Origin of the sequence: Hymenobacter daecheongensis DSM 21074 (assembly GCF_900141805.1) — a bacterium.
GTDB lineage: Bacteria > Bacteroidota > Bacteroidia > Cytophagales > Hymenobacteraceae > Hymenobacter > Hymenobacter daecheongensis.
This window is the reverse complement of sequence record NZ_FQYN01000004.1, coordinates 241,758-262,959: the sequence shown is the minus strand read 5'-3', so window position 1 is coordinate 262,959 and position 21,202 is coordinate 241,758. Positions and strand designations below refer to the sequence as shown.

Genomic DNA, 21,202 nt, shown 5'->3' with positions numbered 1-21,202 from the left:
TCGCCGCGTATGCAAAAGCCGCACTTAATTGAGTTTCCCAAGCTGGGCGCTTCCGACATCGGCTACATTTCCGTGGGCGAGGCCAACGGGCTGATTCCGTTCACGGTGGAGCGGACGTTCTGGACGTATTTCACGCCGGAAAGCATCGTGCGGGGCCGGCACGCGCATCACGCCACCGAGCAGGTGCTGATTGCCGTGGCCGGCCGCATCATCGTGACCACCGAAATGCCCGACGGCGAAATCAGCACTTTCGTGCTGGAGTCGCCGCACGTGGGCGTGTACGTGCCGCCCAATGCGTGGCACACCATGCAGTACTCGCACACGGCCGTGCAGCTGGTGTTTGCCTCCACGCGCTACAACGAGCAGGACTATATCCGGCAGTACGAAAACTTCCGCCAGGTATGGGGCCACAAGTAAACGCCGAGCTGGTAGCGGCCCGGGCCGAAAAGCTGTTTTTCTATTCGCCCTACAACTTCCTGCGCCAGCTCGACGCGGCCACCCAGCAACGCCTGTTCGGCACCGGGCTGGCCGCCGGCTACGCCGCCGACCCAAACCATCGGGTGTTCGAGTTTGCGCAGAAAGGCGCTACCGTTCAGTTTTTGTACGCCTTTCTGCCCTGGGATACTGATTTTTTCCAGGCTCCGGTGTACAAAGTGTTTACCGCTCTCTTCGCTAATGACACCCCGGCTTCCGTGCTGGCGGCGGCCGGTGCCGCTTTCCGTCGGCAGCTGGGGCAGGAGGGAGCCGCCTACTGCTTTGCCGAGCTGCCCGCCGAAGACACCCGCGTGGCCCAGGCCCTGGGCGACGCGGGCTGGCGGCTGGTGGAAACCCGCCTGACGTATTTCCACGATGCCGTAGCCACGTTTGAGCAGCCCGAATACGCGGTGCGCTCGGCCCGCCCGGACGAAGCCGCCGCTGTTGGCAGCATCTCGGCGGCGGCCCGCAACGAGTACGACCGGTTTCACGCCGACCAGTGGTTCAGCGGCGACAAAGGGGACCAGTTTCTGGACCGCTACGCCTCGGCGGCCGTGGAAGGCTACTGCGACGACGTACTGGTGCCCGCCGAGCCCGGCTTGCCCGTTGACTCGTTTCTGGCCATCAGCGACCTGAAGGCACACGGCGTTAGTTTGGGTTCCGGCTTTTCGCGCGTGGTGCTCACGGCCGTGGGGCCGCTCAATCGGGGCTGGCACCTGAAGCTGGTGTCGGAAACCGTGCGGCGGGCCCGGCGCCAGGGCGCTGAGTACGTGCTGATGACCACCCAGGCGACCAACCGGGCCGTATTTCGGACCTGCGAAAAATTGAATTTTAAAGTCGGCGGGTGCGGCCACGTGCTGGCGTGCTCCCATTTCAACTAGTTCGTTATGAAAGTTCCTTTTCTTTCCTTTACTCCCCAAAATCAGGCGGTTCGCACCCAGGTGCTGGACGCTATGAGCCAGGTGTTTGACTCGCAGTGGTACGTGCTGGGCGAGGCCGTTAAGCAGTTTGAAGCTGAGTACGCCCGCTTTTCTACCACTACCGAGTGCATTGGGGTTGCCAACGGGCTGGACGCGCTGCACCTGGCCCTCAAAGCCCTCGAAGTGAAGGAAGGAGACGAGGTAATCGTGCCCTCCAACACCTACATTGCTACCTGGCTGGCTATTTCCTTCGTGGGCGCCACGCCCATTCCGGTGGAGCCCAACCCGACGACCTACAACCTGGACCCGGCCCTGCTGGAGGCGGCCATTACGCCCCGCACCCGCGCCATCATGCCAGTGCATCTGTACGGCCAGGCCTGCGAGATGGGCGCCATCATGGAAATTGCCCAGCGCCACAACCTGTACGTCATTGAAGACAATGCCCAGTCGCAGGGCGCGGCCTACGCCGGCGGCATCACCGGCAGCTTCGGCCACCTGAACGCTACGAGCTTTTACCCCGGCAAAAACCTGGGTGCCCTCGGCGACGCCGGGGCCGTGACCACCAACGACGCCGAGTTGGCCAAGAAGGTGCGGACCCTGCGCAACTACGGCTCCCAGCAGAAATACTACAACGAAGTTATCGGCCACAACTCCCGCCTCGACGAATTGCAGGCCGCCGTGCTGAGCGCCAAGCTGCCCAAGCTGATGGAGTGGACCGGGCAGCGCCAGGAAGTGGCCGCGCTGTACAACGAGCAGCTGGCCGGTATTCCCGACCTGCACCTGCCGGCCGTAGCGCCGGGTGCTACCCACGTGTATCACCTGTATGTGGTGCGCACCAGCCAGCGCGACGAGCTGCAGAAGTACCTCACCGAACAGGGCATCGGCACGCTGATTCACTACCCGATTCCGCCCCATCTGCAGGAAGCCTACCGCTTCATGAATTTCAAGGCCGGCGACTTCCCCATTGCCGAAGAGCTGGCTACTACCTGCCTGAGCTTGCCCATGTGGCCCGGCATGACGCCCGAGCACGTGACGCAGGTCAGCAGTCATATCCGCACTTTCCTCCGCCGCTAATTCTTTCCTTCGGGCTCCTTTATCCTCTTTTATGCAAGTTTCTGACCCCGTTGTCAGCTCTCCCGCGGTTGACTCGCGCGTGCGGGGCGGATGGCTGCTGGCGCTGGCCGCGGCTATTCTGCCCTTCCTGCTGCTGGCTTACTACAATTACCCCAGCATCCACGACGACTACGCCAACTCCAACCGGATTATTCGCCTGGGCCGCATGCAGTTCATCCGCGACCTGTATGCCAACTGGACGGGGCGCTACACGGAGCTTGCCTTAAAGGCGTATCTGGACCCGTTGTCGTACCAGCAAACCGAGCTGCTGGCCCGGATTCAGCCTATTGCCATCATTTCCCTGCTGGCGCTGGGTGCTTTCACGTTCTTCCGGGTGCTGCTGCGCGGGGCCCGTACCTCGGTGGTGCTGGCCTGCGCGCTGCTCCTGACGGTGCTGTACCTGAACGGCTTCGAAATGGCCGGGGCCGCTTTCTACTGGTTCGGGGGCTACACCTCCTACACGGCCGGGGTTATTGCCAGCCTGTTTGCCTTTGCCGGCTTGGTGGGCCTGCACCGCTACCAGGGCCGCCCGGCCGCGCAGCTGGTTTGCCTGCTGGGCGGCGTCCTGTTTAGTGTAATAGCCATTGGCGCCTATGATGTGTCGATGATGGCCATCTGCTGGGTGCTGGGCAGCGCCGCAGCCCTGGCTTTGCTGATGAAGCACCCGGGCAAGTGGTGGTTTGTGGCGTTGTTTGCGCTGGCAATGATTGGCGCTTTCTTCGCCGTTACCGCGCCCGGCAACCAGGTGCGCGCCACTATGGAAGGTCGTAACCTGGGCCAGATTATCAAAAGCCCTCAGGTTGTCGTTATCCTTGTCAAAAGCTTCTACTTCGCCCTCACGCAAAGCATTTCCTGGGCCAATAGCCTGCTGCTGCTGCTGGGCAGCGTGCTGCTGGCCGGCCTGCTGACCCGGGTGCGTAGCGCCGTAATCTTCGACCTGAGCCGTCTGCACCCCGCGCTGCTGGCCCTGTGGCTGCTGGGGGGCATGGCAGCCATGATTTTCCCGTCGACGCTGGTTTACCAAACGGTGTGGCCTCACAGCTGGCAGTGCGTGTACTTCTACTTTATGGTCGGCTGGGTGTGGCTGCTGGCCACGGTTTTTGCCCGCTACGCTGCCCAGTCGGAAGTGCTGCGGGCCCTGAGCAGCCCCACCGGCTGGCGCCTGACGGCTTTGGCCTTTTTCGGGCTGTGCTTTTTGTCCAGCGCCAGCAACACCCACATGGCTTTCCTGGACGTGGCCACCAAAGCCCCCGAGCACTACGCCCGCGTGCGGCAGCGGGAGCGGTTTCTGAAAAATGAAGCTGCCCGCCAGGCCCAGGTTACCGAAATGCGGCCCCTATACAGCAACGAGGACGCCTACCGGGCCCCTGGTGTGCTCTACACCTACGACTTTAACAACGACGACGCCTCGCAGTACGCCATTTACTACGGGGTCGACAGCGTGGTTGTAAAACCCAACCCCTACCATCCGTAGCCCCGATTTCAGTTTGGCGGCCCCCGAAGTCTGGGGCCGCCGCGCGGCTTTAATCAATTCCCACCCTACCTTTGCCGAACAAGCAGCTGATTGCTCCCTGTTCTGCCGTTTCTATGCCCAAGCTCTCCGTTATCATTCCCTGTTACTACAACGAAGGCAACATTCCGGTTACGGCCCAGGCCCTGATTGAGAATGAAGCCGGCTTTCCCGCCGATGTCACCTTCGAATACGTGATGGTCGATGACGGCTCCGGCGACAATACGATGCGGGAGCTGCTGCGCTTCCGCAGCCAGTATCCTGATAAGGTGCAGGTGGTGGAGTTGGTGAGCAACGTGGGCTCCTACAACGCCATTGCCGCCGGTATGACCCACGCCACCGGCGACTGTATGGCTATCATCACGGCCGACATGCAGGACCCGCCCGAGCTGATGGTGCAGATGTACGAGTACTGGCTTAAAGGCTTCAAGCTCGTTATCGGCAACCGGCAGGACCGCGAAGAAACCGGTCTGCAGAAGTGGTTTGCCCAGCTTTTTCATAAGATTATGAAGAAGGTGGCGTTGTCCAATATCCCGGACGGCGGCTTCGACTTCGTGTTTTTCGACCGGCAGGTGTGCGACGAAGTGGTGCGGCTGAAGGAGCGCAACAGCAACATTTTCTACCTGATGGTGTGGCTGGGCTTCACCTACGTCAACATTCCGTACGTGCGCCGCAAGCGCGAAATCGGCAAGTCGCGCTGGACGCTGTCGAAGAAGATCAAGCTCTTCATCGACTCCATTCTGTCCTTCTCGTTTTTCCCCATCCGCCTGATTTCAATTCTGGGCATGATGCTGGGCGGCATAGCCATGGTGTACGGCCTCTACATCCTGATCATGAAGGCTCTGGGCCACATCAACGCCGCCGGCTGGACTACGCTGATGGTCGTCGTGCTCTTCGTGTCGGCTTTCCAGATGGTGGCGCTGGGCATCATTGGCGAGTACGTGTGGCGCGGCCTCGACGCGGCCCGGCAACGGCCGCTCTACGTGGTGAAAAACGTGCATCAGTAGCCATAGTTAGGCAATACCCTGACTGATACTAAGTTACTTACGGACTGAACTGCTTATAGAGAAATTTTACGAACGCCAAGTAAGCGTGTAGGGGTGCTTCGATGCTGCTAAAGTATCTTAACATCCATATGTTTGCACTGACATTCTGAGATTTTGTCTATTCAGCCCGCGTATTCTTCTGCCGCAATCCGCTTTAGTCCCCATCTGGAGGCTATGCGCGGTTTTGCCGCCCTGCTGGTCGTTTGGCATCATTACGTCAGCTTTCCTAAAACGCTCGATCCGAACTATACGCCCACGGGTTTCTGGGCGTATCTGGCGCCGTCGCACTTCAGCGTCCTGATTTTCTTCGTGCTGTCGGGCTACGTAATCGGGCTCACCAACCAGCCGCCGCTCACGGCCCAAACCATCCGGGGCTACGTGCGCAAGCGGTTTGTGCGGCTCTACCCAATTTATGTCGTTTGCATGCTGCTGGCCGTACTGGTGGGGTGGGGCGTGGGCTATTCCTGGGCAGTTATCCTGGGTAATCTGGCCCTGCTGCAAATTCTGCTGGTGCCCGTTATTGCCGAAAACGCGCCGTCCTGGTCATTGCACTTCGAGGTGCTGTACTATGCCCTCTTCATCCCGATTTCGTTTTTCCGGATTCACCCGGTAGTGGCGGCGCTGGCGGCCTTTGCGGTAGCAATTGCCAACGTGCTGCTGTTTCCCGCGCATCCGCTGCTGTCCTCCTACGGGTTCGGCTTTACGTTCTGGCTGACCGGGCTCATCCTGGCCCGCTACGCTGGCCGCCTACCCCACCGGCAGCACTCGTATCAGCTGCTGCTGGCAGTGCTGCTGATATTTACCAGCTTTCAGGCCTTCAACGCGCCGACGGCCATCCTGCAGCGCCTCACGGCGGTGGTAGCCGGCAACCGGCTGGAGTTCCTGCCCGGCGGCGACACGTTTACCACCATTCTCTCGTTTTACGACTTGGCCTGGCTGCCCTACGCCGTGCTGGGCATCATCGTATTTGCGCACAAGGGCTTCCGGCACCAGAAAGTGGTGCTGGGCCTGCTGCTGCTGGTGCCGGCCTTTACCGCGCGGCACATACTTGCCGCCTGGCCGTCGTTCGACGTGGCCGCCTACGGCCTACCAAGCCTGTGCTACGGGCTGGGCCTGCTGCTGCTGCTGCACGACTTTGCCTGGGTCGAGCGGCTGGCAAAACCCGTAATCGGGGGGCTGGCCCGCATCGGCACCCTTTCCTACGGCCTCTACATCGTTCACTTCCCATTTATGCTGCTGGCCATGCGCCTGAGCTTTTTTTCCGGGTCGGCCTTCACGTTCTGGGTGCGGTTTGCAGTGGCCGTGGGCGCGTCGCTGCTGACGGCGTATGTGCTGGAAAAGAAATTCCAGCCCTGGGTAAAAGCCCGCTTGCTGTAGCTCAGTACTTTGCCCCACCGCTAGGCAAACCCGAACGGAAATTCCTACCTTTGCGCCCTCCGGCCGGACCGTATTTCCCTGAAAAGTACAGTCCCATCAGGCTTATTTCTTGCCTGCCAACGGCGGCGGCAGTACCGGGCTAGGTGTAGAGGCCCGGCGTCACTCTTTCAAAGAAACGAATGAAAATCAAGGGTATAGAGTACGATAATGTGGTGGCTAACTTCGCCCAGGAAACCTGGGAGGATGATTCCAACTTCGAGCAGGAGTACATGGGCAACATCATTGCCAACCTCCATACCCTGCTCGGGGCCGAGGCGAAAGACTATATCATTCTGATTTACTCGCACCTGTGGATTGCGAAGGATAACCGCTACGACTTCATCGCCCAGCACGGCGACACCAAGAAGATCGTGGTTCTCTACCTCTCCGACGAAGACCCCAGCAGCCCGCTGCCGGATGAGCTGATGTCGAAGAAGGTTTTTGCCGTGTTCAAGACCTCCCTGGTGAAGGATGGTCCTTACCCAAACCTGTATAAGTTTCCGCTGGGCTACGCGGCGTCTACCAAGCACCGGCCCGTTACGGAAATCAATACCCGGAAGACAAACGTGTACTTCTCCGGCGCTCTGCACAATACCCGCCTGCCGCTGTTCAAGAACTTTACCTTTTTCCGGGCCCTGCCGCAGTGGTACTGGATTCGGGTATTTCACCAATTCAAGAAGTACGTTCCGCACAACTACAACGGGCATTACCCCGATTCCCACATTCAGTTCAACAAGGGCGGCTTCCGCTCGGGTATGACGCCCGATAAATATACGGAGCTGCTCTACAACTCCAAAATCGTACTGTGCCCCACCGGCATTCTGAGCCAAGAAACCCTGCGGCACTACGAAGCCATGCGGGCGGGCTGCATCGTTATCTCCGACCCGCTGCCCGATACGTTCTACTACACCGGCTCGCCCATGATTATCATGCACGACTGGAGCAAGCTGGATGCGCTGGTTAAGGATTTGCTAGGCAACCCGCAGAGAATGTCCGAAATTCAGCAAAAAACCCTGGCTTGGTGGAAGGATGTGTGCTCGGAAGAAGCCGTGGCCCAGTACATGCTCGACACGCTACGGCGGCAGCCGAAGCCAAGGGCCGCGGCCACTGCTCAGTAGCCTTACGCCTCGCTTTTCGCGTCTGGAGCTAGGTTGGTAAAGCACTGAACGTCTGAATGTACCGCCGCCGCGCTTGCCTTGGAAGCAGGCGCGGCGGTGTGCGGTAGGGTAGGAGCCCAAAACCGGCTTAAGGGATAATTGTGTACCTTTGTGGCTTCGTCGCGTTTCAGGCAAGGTGCGACTGTCGGACTTCAGAACAGGTGTTGCTGAAGACAATTGATTTGCATGAATACTGGAATAATTAAATATAGCCTGTCAAGTATTATATACTACCTGACTGCGGCCGAGCGGCAGAAGGTGGTTTGGATGTTCTTGCTGCTGATATTGTCTTCCCTGCTGGATGTCGTGGGTTTGGCTGCTTTGGTACCCGTGATGATGCTGGCCGCCGAGCCCGGCGGTATTCATAAGAACAAGTACATCGACTGGCTGTACCAGGCGCTCAACTTCCAGTCGGAAAAGTCGTTCCTGCTGTTCCTGATCATCGCCATTATGGCCTTTTTCCTGCTGAAAAACGCTTTTTCAGTTTGGATAAACTATCTGCAGACCAAGTTTACGGCTGCCGTGGGCCTGTCTATCATCCGCACCCAGCTGGATAAGTACCTGAACTTCCCCTTCTGGCACTTCACCGACCTGGGCTCGGCCAGCCTGATCAACAGCTCTCTGCAGGTGCCGAGCACCTACGTGAACATGATTATCCGGCCCCTGTTTATCTTCTTTTCGGAGCTGACGGTGGTGCTGGTTATCGTCGTCGGCATACTGGTGTATCAGCCCATGCTGCTCGGTATTCTGCTATTTGTGCTGCTGCCTACCACTTTGCTCACGTACCGGGCGCTGCGGGTTCGTTCTCAGAGTATCGGCAACCGCATTAATGAGCTGAATCCAATTTCCATTTCCACCATCACCGACCTGTTTACCGGCTTTGTGGAGCTGCGCCTGGCTGATAAGCAAACCCGGTTTCGCAACAAGCTGCTCGATAGCCAGAAGGAAATTCGCAAGTTGGATGCTGAAGCGTACTTATATACGCTGCTGCCGCTGCGCATTATTGAGATGGTCGCCATTTTCGGGGTGCTGACCATCTTTTTGTACGCCCTCTTTATTGCCAACGACTCCACCAGCCTGGTGGCCCTGGTGGGCTTGTTTGCCGCTGCCGCCTACCGCCTGATGCCGTCGGTGAACCGGATGTTGATGTCGATGGTGCAGCTCAAGCAAAGCCAGTACACCATTGAGAACCTGGAAAACTTCCGCACCGAGGAATACGACCAGAAGCTGAGCGCCAACCAGCAGCCGCTGCCGTTCACCGAATCCATTGCCTTCCATAACGTGTCCTTCACGTTCCCCAACGACGATGAGCCGGTGCTGCGCGGCATTTCGCTGACGGTCAAGAAGGGTGAGAAAATCGGCTTTATCGGCAGCTCGGGCTCGGGCAAAACCACGCTGATGAACATTCTGCTGCGCTTCTATACCGAGCAGCAGGGCAATATCCTCGTGGACGGCCAGCCCCTGACGCCCGACCACATCAAGGCCTGGCACAGCATCATCGGCTACGTCAAGCAGGACACGTTCCTGATGCAGGCTTCCATCCGGGACAACATCACGCTGGGCGAAACCCAGGTGGATGAGGAGCGGCTACGCTACGCCGTGGAGCAAGCCTCTTTGCAGGCATTTGTGCAAGGCCTGCCCGAGGGGCTCGATACTTTCATTGGGGAGCGTGGCTCCAAGCTCTCGGGTGGGCAGCGCCAGCGTATCGGCATTGCCCGCGCCCTGTATAAGCGCACCGAAATCCTGGTGCTGGACGAGGCCACCAGTGCCCTCGACAACGAAACGGAGCGGGAAGTAAACGAGGCTATCAACAAGCTCTCGAAAACCGACATTACCATTCTCATCATTGCCCACCGCATCACCACGCTGCGTGAGTGCGACCGAATCTACGAGTTGGGCAAAGGCCAGATCGTGGCGCAACACCAGTACGCCGAATTAGCGCAAAGCATCGTATAAGCGTTTCCTGCCTGCTGCTCGCTACCCTCGTTTTCTAACCTGATTTACATGAATATCAACGTCACGAAGTCCTTTTTGCCACCGCTGGAAGACTATGTTGAATATCTGACCGGCATTTGGGACCGAGTACACCTGACCAACGCCGGGCCGCTGGTAGTGGAGCTGGAAAAGCAGCTGCGGGAGTACCTGGGAGTCAAGCACCTGTTTTTCGTCAACAACGGCACCATCGCGCTGCAGATTGCCATTAAGGCGCTGGAGCTGAAAGGGGAAGTCCTGACGACGCCGTTTTCCTACGTGGCCACCACTTCCAGCCTGGTGTGGGAAGGCTGCAAGCCGGTCTTCGTCGATATTGACCCCGAGACGCTGTGCATTGATCCGGCCTTGCTAGAAGCCGCTATTACGCCCCGCACGGTGGCTATTATGGCTACCCACGTGTATGGCAACCCCTGCGACGTGGAGGCCATTGAGGAAATTGCCAAGCGCCACAACCTGCGGGTGATTTATGACGCGGCCCACGCTTTCGGCGTGACCTACAAGGAGAATTCGGTGCTGAACTACGGCGACATCTCGACGCTGAGCTTTCACGCCACCAAGCTGTTTCATACCGTGGAAGGCGGCGCTATCGTTACCGATAACGATGAGTTGGCCCACAAGATCAGCTACATGCGCAACTTCGGCCACAACGGCCCGGAGGCGTTCTGGGGCGTGGGCGTGAACGGAAAAAGCTCGGAGTTTCACGCCGCCATGGGTTTGTGCGTGCTGCCCCGGGTCGATGACCTGATCCGGCGGCGCCGCGAAATCAGTGAGCGGTACGACCGGCTCCTGGCCGATACGCCCCTAGTGCGGCCCCGTATTCACGACCACACGCGCTACAACTACTCGTACTACCCCACGCTGCTGCCGTCGGAAGAAGTGCTGTTGCAGGTGCGCGACGCCCTCAACGCCGAGGACATCACGCCCCGCCGCTATTTCTACCCCTCGCTGAACACGCTCGACTACACCGACAAGCAGCCCGCGCCGGTGTCGGAGAGTGCCTCGGTGCGCGCCCTGTGCCTGCCGCTGTACTACGACCTGAGCGACGAGGACGTCGACCGGGTGTGCGCGGTTATCCGCGGGGTATTTGCCCCAACCACGTCCACCACAGCCCGGGTATAATGGTTATCGTCGGCGCAAAAGGCTTTGCCAAAGAGGTACTGGAGATTTTCAGCCAGCAACAGGATCTGGAAGGCATCTACTTCTACGATGATGTCTCCCAGGATTTGCCCGAGGCGCTGTATGGTCGGTTTCCGGTGCTGAAAACCCCCGCCGACGCGGCCCGGATATTCGCCCAGGACCCGCGCTTCGTGCTGGGTGTGGGCAATCCGAAAGTGCGCCGTAAGCTGGCCCAGAAGATGACCGAGTTGGGCGGGCAGCTCTGCTCGTCGGTGTCGCCCCACGCCTTTATCGGCGCCTTCAACAACACGATTGGCACCGGTGTGAACATCATGACCGGCTCGATTCTGACCAACGACGTGGTGGTAGGCGAGGGCGTGCTGATCAACCTGAACTGCACCGTGGGCCACGACAACGTGCTGGGTGACTACTGCGAGCTGTCGCCGGGCGTGCATTTGTCGGGCAACGTAACCATCGGCAAGGAAGTCGTTATCGGGACCGGGGCCGTGCTGCTGCCCGGCGTCAGCATCGGCGACAACTCCATTATCGGGGCCGGCTCGGTGGTAAACCGCGACGTGGAAAGCAACGTCATAGCCGTGGGCATTCCGGCCAAAGTCATCAAAACGCTGAGCTAGCCTGACCGGGCTACGCCGCCGCCAGCCTGCTGATTCCGGGTTCTTCTCGCCTCCGCTACCCAAGCAGCGCCGGCCATTTACTGGTTTTTCTTACCTCTTCCCCGCATGCCTAAAGTAAGCGTCTGCTGCCTCACGTACAACCACGAGCGTTTTTTGCGGCAAGCCATTGAGTCGGTGCTCATGCAGGAAACCGACTTCGAGGTGGAGATGGTAATCGGGGAAGACTGCTCGACCGACGGCACCCGGGCCATTGTGGAAGAGTACCAGCGGCGCTACCCCAAGCAGATCAAGGGCTTGCTACCCACCAAAAACCTGGGCGTGATGCCCAACCTGGTCGAAACGCTCAAGGCCTGCACGGGCGAGTACATTGCCCTGCTCGACGGCGACGACTACTGGACCGACCCCCAAAAGCTGGCCCTGCAGGTGCAGATCCTGGACAGCCGCCCCGACATTGCCCTGTGCATTCACGACGCGGAATCCTTTTCCGATGACGCTTCTTACCGCGGGCAGCTCTACAGCCAGGAATTTCCCGACGTGCTGTCGGCCGACCGGCCCGTGATGTACCAGCAGGAAGTAGTGGAAAAAGGCTGGGGCATCCCGACCGCCTCCATGCTGTTTCGCAGCTCGGCTTTGCAGATTCCCGACTGGTTTGTGGGCGTATACAGCGGCGACTATACCATGCAGCTGCTCGTAACCCAGCACGGCAATATTTACTACCTGCCGCGGGTCATGTCGCGCTACCGGGTGCACGCGGGCGGCATCTCGCAGATTGCCAACCGCACCAAAAGCGTTGCCTTTATCAGCAAGCGGATCTTTGAGCTGACCCACTTCCAGAAGCTGCTGCCCAAGTATGCCGAGCGCTACGACGGCTACCTGCAGTACTGGTATTTTGAGCGCAGCCTGGCGTTGCGACAGAATAAAGAGGCCGCCAAAGGCTGGCTGGATTACGTGCGCGCCATTACCATCAGTCCCCAGCTGTTTCGCAAATGGCTGTTTCGCACTCCCGCCAAGTAGGGTAACAACTGCCCGGCGCGCCTACCTTTATCTTACCTGCTTTCGGCCAATCATCCTGCTATGCCCCCTGCTGACCTTGCCCAACCCGGTGTAACGCTGCTCATCTGCACCCACAACGGTGCCGCCCGCCTGGCCGAAGTGCTGCGCTACGTGGCTGCCCAGCAGGTAAGCGCCGGAGTAGCCTGGGAAGTGCTGCTCATCAGCAATGCCTCGCAGGACGACACGCTGGCCGTGGCCCACCGCCTGGGGCAGGAGCTGCTGCCGGCCGGCGTGGCCTACCGCGTGCTAGACGAGCCCAAGCCCGGCAAGGAAAACGCCCTGGTGCGGGGCCTGAACGAAGCCCGCTACGAAGCCGTGGCCATCGTGGACGACGACAACCTGCTGGCCCCCGACTACACCCAGATTGCGCACGAAGTAATGCAGGCCCATCCCGAAATCGGGGTGCTGGGGGCCTGCGCCGAAGGTGGCTTCGAAGTGCCGCCGCCCGCCTGGTTTAAGGAGGTGCAGGGCGTGTATGCCATCGGCCCGCAGAACGGCGGCGTGAGCGGGCCGTATCCCGACAAGCAAGGCTTCGTGTATGGCGCGGGCTCGGTGGTGCGCCGCTCGGGCTGGCTGAAGCTGCGGCAGCACGGCTTTCACTTTCTGACCCAGGTGCAGCGCGGCAAAGTGCTGGCCGGCGGCGAGGATATCGAGTTGGGCGAGGCCCTGCGCCTGGCCGGCTACCAGCTCTGGTACGACGAGCGGCTGCGCTTCCGGCACTTCATGTACCGCAACCGCCTGACCTGGGACTACCTGCTGCGCATTGGCCCCGGCGCGCCCTCGGCTTTGCTGATTCATACCGTGTACTTCTTCGTGTCCCGCTATCCTGATTTGAGTGCCGCCGGTTTCCGCCTGCGCTATGCCAAGCACCTGGTGTGGCTGGCCACCGAGCTGGCCCGGCAGGCCGGTACCGTGGCCACGGTGTGGCAACAGGCGCCGGGCGAGGGAGAAATGGCTAAATTTAAGGCTCTGCGTCAGCTGCATAACTTTCGGGTTTCACTTGCCGGCGTGGGAGAGGCCCAGCGGCTTTTCGGCGAAGTTCGGGCCCTGCAGCAGCGCCTGGCGCAATCATCTACCTCACCCAGCGGTTTATAGCGTATGTCACTTCTTAGTCGGGTCCGTAATAAAGTCAGCGAGGAGCTCTACCAGCGCCGCCGCCGCCGCGAGCAGCAGCAGCTGCAAAACCGCGACTTCACCGTTATTTCCAACGACTGCTGGGGGGCCGAGGTCTACAAGCATTTCGAGCTGCCGTTTAACACGCCTTTTATCGGGCTGATGCTGATGGCGCCCGACTACATTGAGCTGCTGCGCAACCCCAGGCACTACCTGAGCCAGCCGCTGGTGTTCCAGGAAAGGTCGCGCTACGACACCATCAACGAGCTGCAGAAAACCCACAAGCACCCGTTTCCCGTGGCCACGCTCGGCGACAAGGTGGAGCTGCAGTTTCTGCACTACCACACCCAGGAAGAAGCCGCCGAGAAGTGGCCCCGCCGGGTGGCCCGCATCAACTGGGACAACCTGCGGGTGAAGTTCGACGGCAGCAAGGATTTTGCCACGCCCGAGTTGGTGCGCGAGTTTGCCGCGCTGCCGTATCAGCAGCTGCTGCTGCTGGAAAAGCCCTTGGCCGGCGTGCCCCAGGGCGTGGTCGTGCCCGACTACACCACCAACGGTATGGAGCTGTTCCGCCGCTCGTTGTCCCATTTCGATTTGCTGGGCTGGATTGAGCCTAAAACCGCTTAGTTTCCCGCTTTCACCTGAACTATCTGCCTATGTCGCCCCGCGTTTCGGTTTTGGTGCCGGTGTATAATGTCGAAGCCTACATTCAGGAAACCCTGCGCAGCCTGCTCAACCAAACGTTCCAGGATTTCGAAATCGTGGTCATCAACGACCGGTCGACGGACCGGACGGCCGAGCGGGTACAGGCTCTGAACGACCCGCGCATTCGCCTCTTTACCAATGCCGTTAACCTGGGCCGGGCCGGCACCGACAACTACGGCATGACCCTGGTGCAGGGCGAGCTGGTGGCCAAGATGGATGGCGACGACCTCTGCCACCCCGAGCGCCTGGCCCGGCAGGTTGCCTACCTGGACGCTCACCCCGAAGTAGACGTGGTGGGCAGCTGGGTGCAGTGCTTCGGGGCGGGCCAGATGCTGTTCGAGTACCCGGCCCAGCCCGCCGACACCCGGGCCCAGATGGTGTTCAACATGACCATCGGCAACCCCTCGGTGATGCTGCGCGCCAGCTTGTGGCGCGAAGAGGGCCTGCGTTACGACGATCAGCTGCGCCAAACCGAGGACTACGACTTCTTCGGCCGCTACCTGCCCCAGCTCACCATTGCCAACCTGCCCGAGGCCCTGATTCAGTACCGCGTGCTGGCCCATAGCGTGCGGCCCGCCGTGTATGAGGAGCGCCTGCGCGTGGCTCACCAGATTCGGGAGCGGCTGCTCACTACGTTTGGCGTGCCGCACTCCGAGCGCGAGCTGCACGTGCACAACACCATTTCCCACCATCCCTTTCAGCTCGGCGACATTACCCTGGCTGAGGTGCACGACTGGCTCTGGAAAATTCACGTCAGCAATGAGCAGAGCGGCTTTGCCGAGCCGGCGGCCATGCTGCGGGCCGTGGCCGAGCGGTGGTTTCTGACCTGCTACCTCAACCCCGACCGGACCCACAACTCCTGGCGCGAGTACTACCGCCAGCCCCTGGCCCGGCACTACAAGCCCTCGACCCGCTTATTCGCTAAATTTGCGGTCAAAAATTTCGTGCTGTGCCATATCCAGCGCCGCTAGCTTCGCCTTTCCTGCATGAGTTCTTCCCCGCGCAAAAATATCCTGTTGCTAATTCCCCAGCTCACCTACGGCGGGGCCGAGCGGGTTTTTCACGACCACGGCCAGGAGCTGGCCAAGCACCACCGGGTAATCGAGTGCGTGTTCGACAGCGGCACCGAAGTAGCTTTCCCGACCCAGAATACCCTGGTGGCTCTCGACGTGCCGGCCGGCGCCGGTATCGTGGGCAAGCTGGGCACGTTTATCAAGCGGATTCAGCGGGTAAAGCAGCTCAAGCGCGAGTACAGCGTTGACGTCTGCATCAGCCATTTGGAAGGGGCCGACTACCTGAACCTGCTCAGCAAGGGCCCCGAGCAGGTGCTGCTGTGCATTCACAACTCCAAGCGCCACGACCCCAATATCCGCGGGGCCCTGGGCTGGCTGCGCCGCTGGGTGCTGATGCCTTGGCTTTACCGCTCGGCCAGCTACATCGTGCCCGTGAGCCGCGACTTGCGTCAGGAGCTGATTGATACCTTCGGCCTGGCTCCCGATAAAGTGGTAACCATCAATAACTTCTTTGACGTGGAAGGTATTCGGCGGCGCAGTCAGGAGCCGCTGCCGGCGGCTACCGAGGCGCTGTTTGCCGACCACCCCGTGCTGATTACGGCCGGCCGCCTGGCCCGCGAGAAAAACCAGAAAGCCCTCATCGACGTGCTGCACGCCCTGCGCGCCCAGGGCCAAACGGCACCTAAGCTGGCCTTGCTCGGCGACGGCCCGCTGCGCGCCGACGTAATTCAGCGCTGCCAGGAGCTGGGCTTGCGCAGCTGGCAGGTGTGGGACGAGCAGCCCCTCAGCCCCGACTTCGACGTGTACTTCTTCGGCTTTCAGGCCAACCCCTTCCAGTACATTGCCCGGGCCCGGGTGTCGCTTTTGTGCTCGGCCACCGAGGGCTTCCCGATGGCGCTGTGCGAGGCCATGGCGTGCGGCGTGCCGGTAGCTTCTACCGACTGCCCTACCGGCCCCCGCGAAATTCTGGCGCCCCAAACGCCCGCCGCGCAGTATGCCGCCACGCCCGAGTGGGCCGAGTTCGGCGTGCTGCTGCCGCTGCTGGCCGAAGGCACGCTGGCGCAGGTAGCGCCCGTGTGGGCGGCCACGCTGACCGCGCTGCTGGCTGACCCCGCCAGGACCCAGCACTACCGCACCCAGGCCCTGACTCGGGTGCAGAGCTTTGGCCCCGCGCCCATTATGCAGCAGTGGCAATCCTTACTCCAACAAGCCTAATATGCCTACGCGCCACGTTATCATCTACGTTTACAATAGCTGTGACGACCCACTGTTCAAGGGCAACCTGCTGCTGCTGCTAGAGCACGTAGGCCGGCAGCAGTCCGATCTGCGCCTGCACCTGATTACGTACGAGCAGGTGGAATACACCCTCACGCCCGCCCAGCAGGAGCAGCGCCGCCAGGACTTCGCCCGCTTCAACATGTTATGGTACCCGCTAACTTGGCATTCGGGCAGCTTCAAACTGCTCAAGAAAGCCTACGATCTGCTGGTCGGAATCTTTCTGGTGCTGAAGCTCAAGCTCAAGTTCGGGGCCCGCTCGGTGGTGTCGCTCGGCACGGTCAGCGGCAGCTTCGCCTTTCTGATTGCCAAGCTCTTCGGCCTGCGCTACTACGGTTACCAATACGAGCCGCACAGCGAGTTTATGCTCGACTGCCACATCTGGCCCGCCAGTAGCCCGGCCTACCGGGGCCTTAACTATCTGGAGCGTCTCAGCGGCATGCACGCCACTATTCTCTCCACCGGCACGGTGCACATGATGCGCCGCCTAGAGCAGTGGGGCAGCAAAGCCAAAATATATAAGCTGCCCAGTTGCGTAGATGAAACCAAAATCTACTATCGGCCGCAGGGGCGGGAGCGGGTGCGCACCAAATACCGCATTCCCGCCGCCCAGCAGGTAATTCTCTACCTGGGCAAGTTTGGCGGTATCTATTACGATCGGGAAATTGCCGAACTGTTCGTTACCTTTCATCAGCGCAACCCGGCGCTGTTTTTCCTGATTGTGTCGCCCGACCCGGCCGAGCATATTACCGGCCTGATGCAGGCTGCCGGCCTGCCCGCCGACCGCTACACCGTCACGCGCAGCCCCTACGAGCAGGTGCAGGACTACATTGCCGCCGCCGACTTCGGCATCGTGGCCGTACCGTCGTTACCGTCCCAGCGGTTCCGCTCCCCAATTAAGGTGGGCGAATACCTGTGCTGCGGGCTGCCGTACCTAGTGTGCGCGGGCGTATCGGAAGACGACTTGGTAGCCGAGAAGAACGGTGTGGGCGTCGTGATACAGGAGTTCAGCCCGGCGGAGGCTAACCGGGTGTTTCCGCAAGTGGAGCGGCTGCTGGCCGAAGAAAAAACCGTCCTGCGGGCACGCTGTCGCGCTGCCGGCATTGCCTACCGCGGCATGAGCCAGTATTTGCCCACGGCCGACGAAATATTTACTCAGTTGTAGAATCTGTTTGTGCTACCAGCTAGGCTGCTAAGCCCGGCTGGGGGCTAGTTGCCGGCGTAGCCAGTCCCAGCTTTTTACCAGCGGCACCCCGGCCAGGCATAGAATAACGGTATCGGCCTGCAATAGGTAGCGGATTTCGAGGTGGCGCACCAAGAAGCACAGAAACAGGTACAGGAAGGCGAAAAAGAAGGTGATGGGCCAGGTAGCGCGGCGGTGGCGCAGCAGAAAGGCCCCAGCCACGCCTAGCAGCAGCAGCACGCTGCGGTAGCCAAAAAGTAGGGCGGCCAGCTGGCCCGTGCTGCCTTCGCGCTGCAGCCGGCTCTTGAAGAAAGCCCGCTGCAGATTCAGCAATGGCACGCGGGTGTGGTACTGCACCGGAAACCGCCGCCGATATGAGCTTCTAAGGGCATCGAAGCCGGCGGCCACTTCCGCGTTGCAGTTGGTAGGCAGCGCATAGCGCCGCTCGTGGTGCCAGTTGTAGAAACCGGTGCCGCACTGCTGTGCCTGCCGGATAAGTGCTTGCAGCTGCCTGGCTTCGGCGCTGTCGGCCAGCACGCCGGCGGGCAGGGGCGGTAGCGGGGTGCGGCCGGCAATGCCGTTGAGGTAAGGGTCGGAGTCGGTGGTCCAGGCATAAATCCACTGCCGGGCGCTGATGACATCTTCCGCGTACCGCTCGTAGCCCGCGTTCAGCGTTTTGACCGGAATAAAGCGGTGCTGCCCAACGTAGTTGCGCAGCGGCCAGCCGAGGTAGATCATCATAAAGCCGGCGGTAACTACCACGCTCAGGCGTACAGAGTGCCAGCTCAGGCCCTTGGTGGCATACACCCAGAAAAAGGCGCCCAGAATAAGAATGCCCAGGTATTCGCGCACCATAAACGAGATGCCCACCAGCACGCCTGCCGCCAGCGCCGAGCGGGGTGCCGAGGGCTGGGTGGCCAGCCACCAGAACACGAGGATGGTCATGAACGTGGCCAAGGCTTCGGAGCCGGAGATGGTGAGCCACACGATGATGAACGGGTAGCCCGCGTAGAGCAGGCCCGAAACCCAGGCTGCCCGGATATCCTGCGTAATGGCGCGTGTGGTGGCATACACGAGGTAGATAGCCGCCGTATCGAGCAGAATCTGGGTGAAGGCTACGGCCTGGTACACGTAGTGCTTGCCAAACAGCAGATAATGCCCGCCCCAGAAAAAGGGAAAGCCCGGCAGCCGGCCGAAGGCCGCATCCGGCGTGTTGGGGTCGAAGGTGTAAGTTCCCAGCTCCAGCAGGTTGACGAAACTCTGGGTAAACGAGTGGGAGTCGTTGTTGGTAAATGGGCTTTTGCCCTGGTAATACAGCGCCGCGCCCACCCACAGAAACAGCAGCCGCAACGCCAGGCCGCCCAGCAGCAGCGCCGGCAGCACGTAAGGGGCAAAGCAGCGGTAGGCAGACGGCGCGGCAACCTGGGGTTGAACGGGTTTATTCACCGGAAACGGGGAGGTTGGCCGCGGGAAAAACGGCCGGGGACTTTTGCGTATCCTGGTAAAAGCCCAGAATGAGCTGATTCACGAAGTCCTGGTCCTCATCCTTCAGCTCGTAGTACAGCGGTAGGCGCAGTAGGCAGTCGGTGTAGTGGTCGGAGTGGGGCAGGGGGCGGCCGTCGTGCTTATCGGCGTAGAAAGAGCTGGTATGCAGCGAGAGGTAGTGAAAAACCGGCTGCACGTTTTCCGTTCGCATCAGCTCAATCAGTGCCGTGCGCTCGGCCAGGCTCCGGCATACCAAGTAAAACATGTGCCCGTTGTTGGTGGCGTAGTCGGGTATCGCGGGCAGCTGCACACCCACGGCCAGCAAAGGGCTCAGGGCCTGGTAGTACCGCTCCCAAATATGAGTGCGCTTGCTTTGAATGTCGGCCATATTCTCAAGCTGCGCCCAGAGGAAGGCCGCAATGATATCGGACGGCAGGAAGGAGGAGCCGTAATCAACCCAGCCGTACTTATCGATTTCACCGCGGAAGAACGAGCTGCGGTTGGTGCCTTTCTCCCGGATAATCTCGGCCCGGGTAAAGAAGCGCAAGTCGTTGATAGCCAGCATGCCGCCTTCCCCGGAAATGATGTTCTTGGTTTCGTGGAAGGAAAACGCCGCCAGGTGCCCGATGGTACCCAGCTGCCGGCCCTTGTAGAAGCTGTCGATAGCCTGGGCGGCGTCCTCAATCACGAAAAGGTTGTGCCGGTTGGCAATTTCCATGATGGGGTCCAGGTCGCAGGCAATGCCGGCGTAGTGCACCGGCACGATGGCCCGGGTGCGCGGCGTAATCAGGGCCTCTATCTGGGCCGGGTCCATATTGGGGTTCAGAGCGGTGCTGTCGGCAAAGACGATGGTGGCACCCCGCAGCACAAACGCGTTGGGCGTCGAGACAAACGTATACGAGGGCATGATGACCTCGTCGCCGGGCACGATATCGAGCAGCATCGCCGCCATTTCCAGCGCATCGGTGCAGGAAGTAGTCAGCAGCACTTTCTTGAAGCCCAGTTCCTGCTCAAAGAACCGGTGGCAGCGCTTGGTAAACATTCCATCCCCTGATATTTTGCCCGAGCGCACCGCTTCCTCAATGTAGCGCGTCTCGTTGCCAGACAGATATGGTTTGTTGAAGGGAATATGAGTGGGATACATACAATCGGAAAAGCTGCTGGGTGTGGCAACAAGCTAAGGTAAGAGGTTCTGGAATGGTAAGCGGGGCGGCAGCTCTACTGATTGGTACTTATTCCAACCAGATGTGGTAAGTGTGGTACAGAAATTCCCGGTGAAATCCGCACCGCTCATACATCCGGCAGGCGGCCTCATTGTCGAGCTGGGTAACCACCTCCAGCTCCCGGAAGCCCCAGGCGTGAGTGCGCTGCCGAGCGGCCTGAATGAGTTTGGCCCCGATGCCCAGGCCGCGCATCGGCGCATCCACGGCCAGCAGGTCGATATTAACCCGGTTGTGCTTGATGCCCAGCGTAGCCAGGCCGGTGGCTTCCGCGTCGGGCTGGGGCTGGTATACCAGCACTTCGCGCGCCCGGGCTCCGCTCACCGAGTTTTCGATCCAGCGCGAATACAGCCGCTCATACACGTCGGGCGCGAAGCCGGGGTCGAGCCGGTAGCGGGAAAAGCAGCCGCTCTGAATGGCCAGCGAGTAAAGCTGCGGGGTAAGCCGGCTGGTGCTGCTAACCCCGGCGGGTACGTCCGGCGCCGTGGGCACGGCCATCAGGTAGGTTACCTTGCGGTCGACGAGCAGGGCGCCCACGGCCGCGGCCACGGCCAGGGCTTGCTCGTTGTGCGGCTCAATAAACCAGTAGAGCAGCCGCACCTGCTGCTGCCGGGCCTCGGCTATCAGGCGCCGCACTGCCGCCAGCTCCGCCGACGCTGGCCGTAGCTCGGCCACTTTGTAGCCGAAAAGATCAGTATCCCAGGGTAACAGTTCCAGCCCTGTACTCATAATAGCGGCGGTATTTTCTTTAATGAACCCATCCGGGCGCCGGACGC

At 60.5% G+C, this 21,202-nt stretch carries 19 protein-coding genes; 16 read left to right on the top strand and 3 right to left on the bottom strand.

The genetic code is table 11. The features are described 5' to 3' along the window. Nucleotides 1–9 precede the first annotated feature (9 nt). The 16 genes from BUB62_RS09310 (at nucleotide 10) to BUB62_RS09235 (ending at nucleotide 17,703) form a co-directional block, all read left to right on the top strand. Nucleotides 10–417: a sugar 3,4-ketoisomerase gene (locus tag BUB62_RS09310; RefSeq protein WP_073109123.1), complete on the top strand. Its 408-nt coding sequence runs from the start codon at nucleotides 10–12 to the stop codon at nucleotides 415–417. After that, nucleotides 402–1,355 carry a GNAT family protein gene (locus tag BUB62_RS09305; protein WP_073109121.1) on the top strand — a complete coding sequence of 318 codons (954 nt, stop codon included), beginning with the start codon at nucleotides 402–404 and terminating at the stop codon, nucleotides 1,353–1,355. The genes BUB62_RS09310 and BUB62_RS09305 overlap by 16 nt, the downstream gene beginning before the upstream one ends. A gap of 6 nt (nucleotides 1,356–1,361) precedes the next feature. Then, nucleotides 1,362–2,468, top strand: coding sequence for a DegT/DnrJ/EryC1/StrS family aminotransferase (locus BUB62_RS09300; protein ID WP_073109118.1), 1,107 nt, complete (start codon nucleotides 1,362–1,364; stop codon nucleotides 2,466–2,468). Nucleotides 2,469–2,499: 31 nt separating this feature from the next. Further along, on the top strand, nucleotides 2,500–3,981 hold the full coding sequence (locus BUB62_RS09295) for a DUF6056 family protein (RefSeq protein WP_073109116.1): 1,482 nt from the start codon (nucleotides 2,500–2,502) through the stop codon (nucleotides 3,979–3,981). 113 nt (nucleotides 3,982–4,094) lie between these two features. Next, nucleotides 4,095–5,024 carry a glycosyltransferase family 2 protein gene (locus tag BUB62_RS09290; protein ID WP_073109113.1) on the top strand — a complete coding sequence of 310 codons (930 nt, stop codon included), beginning with the start codon at nucleotides 4,095–4,097 and terminating at the stop codon, nucleotides 5,022–5,024. A 213-nt stretch (nucleotides 5,025–5,237) separates the two neighbouring features. Further along, nucleotides 5,238–6,440, top strand: a complete 1,203-nt coding sequence (locus BUB62_RS09285) for an acyltransferase family protein (protein ID WP_073109111.1) — start codon at nucleotides 5,238–5,240, stop codon at nucleotides 6,438–6,440. A gap of 179 nt (nucleotides 6,441–6,619) precedes the next feature. Next, nucleotides 6,620–7,597 (top strand): glycosyltransferase, encoded by a 978-nt coding sequence (locus BUB62_RS09280; protein WP_073109109.1) that lies wholly within the window; start codon nucleotides 6,620–6,622, stop codon nucleotides 7,595–7,597. 324 nt (nucleotides 7,598–7,921) lie between these two features. Continuing rightward, entirely contained in the window at nucleotides 7,922–9,592 is a 1,671-nt protein-coding gene (locus BUB62_RS09275; protein WP_159437430.1) for an ABC transporter ATP-binding protein, read from the top strand. Between the two features lie 48 nt (nucleotides 9,593–9,640). Further along, nucleotides 9,641–10,747 (top strand): DegT/DnrJ/EryC1/StrS family aminotransferase, encoded by a 1,107-nt coding sequence (locus tag BUB62_RS09270; protein ID WP_073109105.1) that lies wholly within the window; start codon nucleotides 9,641–9,643, stop codon nucleotides 10,745–10,747. Next, complete coding sequence (locus tag BUB62_RS09265; RefSeq protein ID WP_073109103.1) at nucleotides 10,747–11,379, top strand: acetyltransferase; 633 nt, start codon at nucleotides 10,747–10,749, stop codon at nucleotides 11,377–11,379. Before BUB62_RS09270 ends, BUB62_RS09265 begins: the two co-directional genes overlap by 1 nt. A gap of 105 nt (nucleotides 11,380–11,484) precedes the next feature. Next, nucleotides 11,485–12,393 carry a glycosyltransferase gene (locus BUB62_RS09260; protein ID WP_073109100.1) on the top strand — a complete coding sequence of 303 codons (909 nt, stop codon included), beginning with the start codon at nucleotides 11,485–11,487 and terminating at the stop codon, nucleotides 12,391–12,393. Between the two features lie 60 nt (nucleotides 12,394–12,453). Continuing rightward, nucleotides 12,454–13,527, top strand: a complete 1,074-nt coding sequence (locus BUB62_RS09255; RefSeq protein WP_073109098.1) for a glycosyltransferase — start codon at nucleotides 12,454–12,456, stop codon at nucleotides 13,525–13,527. Nucleotides 13,528–13,530: 3 nt separating this feature from the next. Then, the gene (locus tag BUB62_RS09250; RefSeq protein ID WP_073109095.1) at nucleotides 13,531–14,172 is read left to right on the top strand and encodes a DUF1919 domain-containing protein; all 642 of its coding nucleotides are present in this window, start codon (nucleotides 13,531–13,533) and stop codon (nucleotides 14,170–14,172) included. Between the two features lie 29 nt (nucleotides 14,173–14,201). Continuing rightward, nucleotides 14,202–15,221: a glycosyltransferase family 2 protein gene (locus tag BUB62_RS09245; protein WP_073109093.1), complete on the top strand. Its 1,020-nt coding sequence runs from the start codon at nucleotides 14,202–14,204 to the stop codon at nucleotides 15,219–15,221. A 15-nt stretch (nucleotides 15,222–15,236) separates the two neighbouring features. Beyond that, nucleotides 15,237–16,478 carry a glycosyltransferase gene (locus tag BUB62_RS09240; RefSeq protein ID WP_073109091.1) on the top strand — a complete coding sequence of 414 codons (1,242 nt, stop codon included), beginning with the start codon at nucleotides 15,237–15,239 and terminating at the stop codon, nucleotides 16,476–16,478. 1 nt (nucleotide 16,479) lies between these two features. Further along, a complete protein-coding gene (locus BUB62_RS09235) occupies nucleotides 16,480–17,703 on the top strand; it encodes a glycosyltransferase family protein (RefSeq protein WP_073109088.1) in 1,224 nt (407 codons plus the stop codon). Nucleotides 17,704–17,730: 27 nt separating this feature from the next. Here the strand turns inward: BUB62_RS09235 and BUB62_RS09230 are convergent, their stop codons facing one another. From BUB62_RS09230 to BUB62_RS09220, 3 genes are all read right to left on the bottom strand, one after another. Continuing rightward, on the bottom strand, nucleotides 17,731–19,167 hold the full coding sequence (locus BUB62_RS09230; RefSeq protein ID WP_073109085.1) for a glycosyltransferase family 39 protein: 1,437 nt from the start codon (nucleotides 19,165–19,167) through the stop codon (nucleotides 17,731–17,733). Further along, nucleotides 19,160–20,350: a dTDP-4-amino-4,6-dideoxygalactose transaminase gene (gene rffA, locus BUB62_RS09225; protein ID WP_073109083.1), complete on the bottom strand. Its 1,191-nt coding sequence runs from the start codon at nucleotides 20,348–20,350 to the stop codon at nucleotides 19,160–19,162. The genes BUB62_RS09230 and rffA overlap by 8 nt, the downstream gene beginning before the upstream one ends. Nucleotides 20,351–20,438: 88 nt before the next feature. Beyond that, entirely contained in the window at nucleotides 20,439–21,155 is a 717-nt protein-coding gene (locus BUB62_RS09220; protein WP_084538954.1) for a GNAT family N-acetyltransferase, read from the bottom strand. Nucleotides 21,156–21,202 lie beyond the last annotated feature (47 nt).

Excerpts from the sequence above, each read along its gene's own strand:
- BUB62_RS09260 (WP_073109100.1), top strand. The coding sequence starts at position 11,485 with ATGCCTAAAGTAAGCGTCTGCTGCCTCACGTACAACCACGAGCGTTTT.
- rffA (WP_073109083.1), bottom strand. The coding sequence starts at position 20,350 with ATGTATCCCACTCATATTCCCTTCAACAAACCATATCTGTCTGGCAAC.
- BUB62_RS09265 (WP_073109103.1), top strand. The coding sequence starts at position 10,747 with ATGGTTATCGTCGGCGCAAAAGGCTTTGCCAAAGAGGTACTGGAGATT.
- BUB62_RS09235 (WP_073109088.1), top strand. The coding sequence starts at position 16,480 with ATGCCTACGCGCCACGTTATCATCTACGTTTACAATAGCTGTGACGAC.
- BUB62_RS09250 (WP_073109095.1), top strand. The coding sequence starts at position 13,531 with ATGTCACTTCTTAGTCGGGTCCGTAATAAAGTCAGCGAGGAGCTCTAC.
- BUB62_RS09245 (WP_073109093.1), top strand. The coding sequence starts at position 14,202 with ATGTCGCCCCGCGTTTCGGTTTTGGTGCCGGTGTATAATGTCGAAGCC.
- BUB62_RS09305 (WP_073109121.1), top strand. The coding sequence starts at position 402 with ATGGGGCCACAAGTAAACGCCGAGCTGGTAGCGGCCCGGGCCGAAAAG.
- BUB62_RS09300 (WP_073109118.1), top strand. The coding sequence starts at position 1,362 with ATGAAAGTTCCTTTTCTTTCCTTTACTCCCCAAAATCAGGCGGTTCGC.
- BUB62_RS09290 (WP_073109113.1), top strand. The coding sequence starts at position 4,095 with ATGCCCAAGCTCTCCGTTATCATTCCCTGTTACTACAACGAAGGCAAC.
- BUB62_RS09240 (WP_073109091.1), top strand. The coding sequence starts at position 15,237 with ATGAGTTCTTCCCCGCGCAAAAATATCCTGTTGCTAATTCCCCAGCTC.
- BUB62_RS09310 (WP_073109123.1), top strand. The coding sequence starts at position 10 with ATGCAAAAGCCGCACTTAATTGAGTTTCCCAAGCTGGGCGCTTCCGAC.
- BUB62_RS09220 (WP_084538954.1), bottom strand. The coding sequence starts at position 21,155 with ATGAGTACAGGGCTGGAACTGTTACCCTGGGATACTGATCTTTTCGGC.
- BUB62_RS09285 (WP_073109111.1), top strand. The coding sequence starts at position 5,238 with ATGCGCGGTTTTGCCGCCCTGCTGGTCGTTTGGCATCATTACGTCAGC.
- BUB62_RS09255 (WP_073109098.1), top strand. The coding sequence starts at position 12,454 with ATGCCCCCTGCTGACCTTGCCCAACCCGGTGTAACGCTGCTCATCTGC.
- BUB62_RS09270 (WP_073109105.1), top strand. The coding sequence starts at position 9,641 with ATGAATATCAACGTCACGAAGTCCTTTTTGCCACCGCTGGAAGACTAT.
- BUB62_RS09280 (WP_073109109.1), top strand. The coding sequence starts at position 6,620 with ATGAAAATCAAGGGTATAGAGTACGATAATGTGGTGGCTAACTTCGCC.
- BUB62_RS09295 (WP_073109116.1), top strand. The coding sequence starts at position 2,500 with ATGCAAGTTTCTGACCCCGTTGTCAGCTCTCCCGCGGTTGACTCGCGC.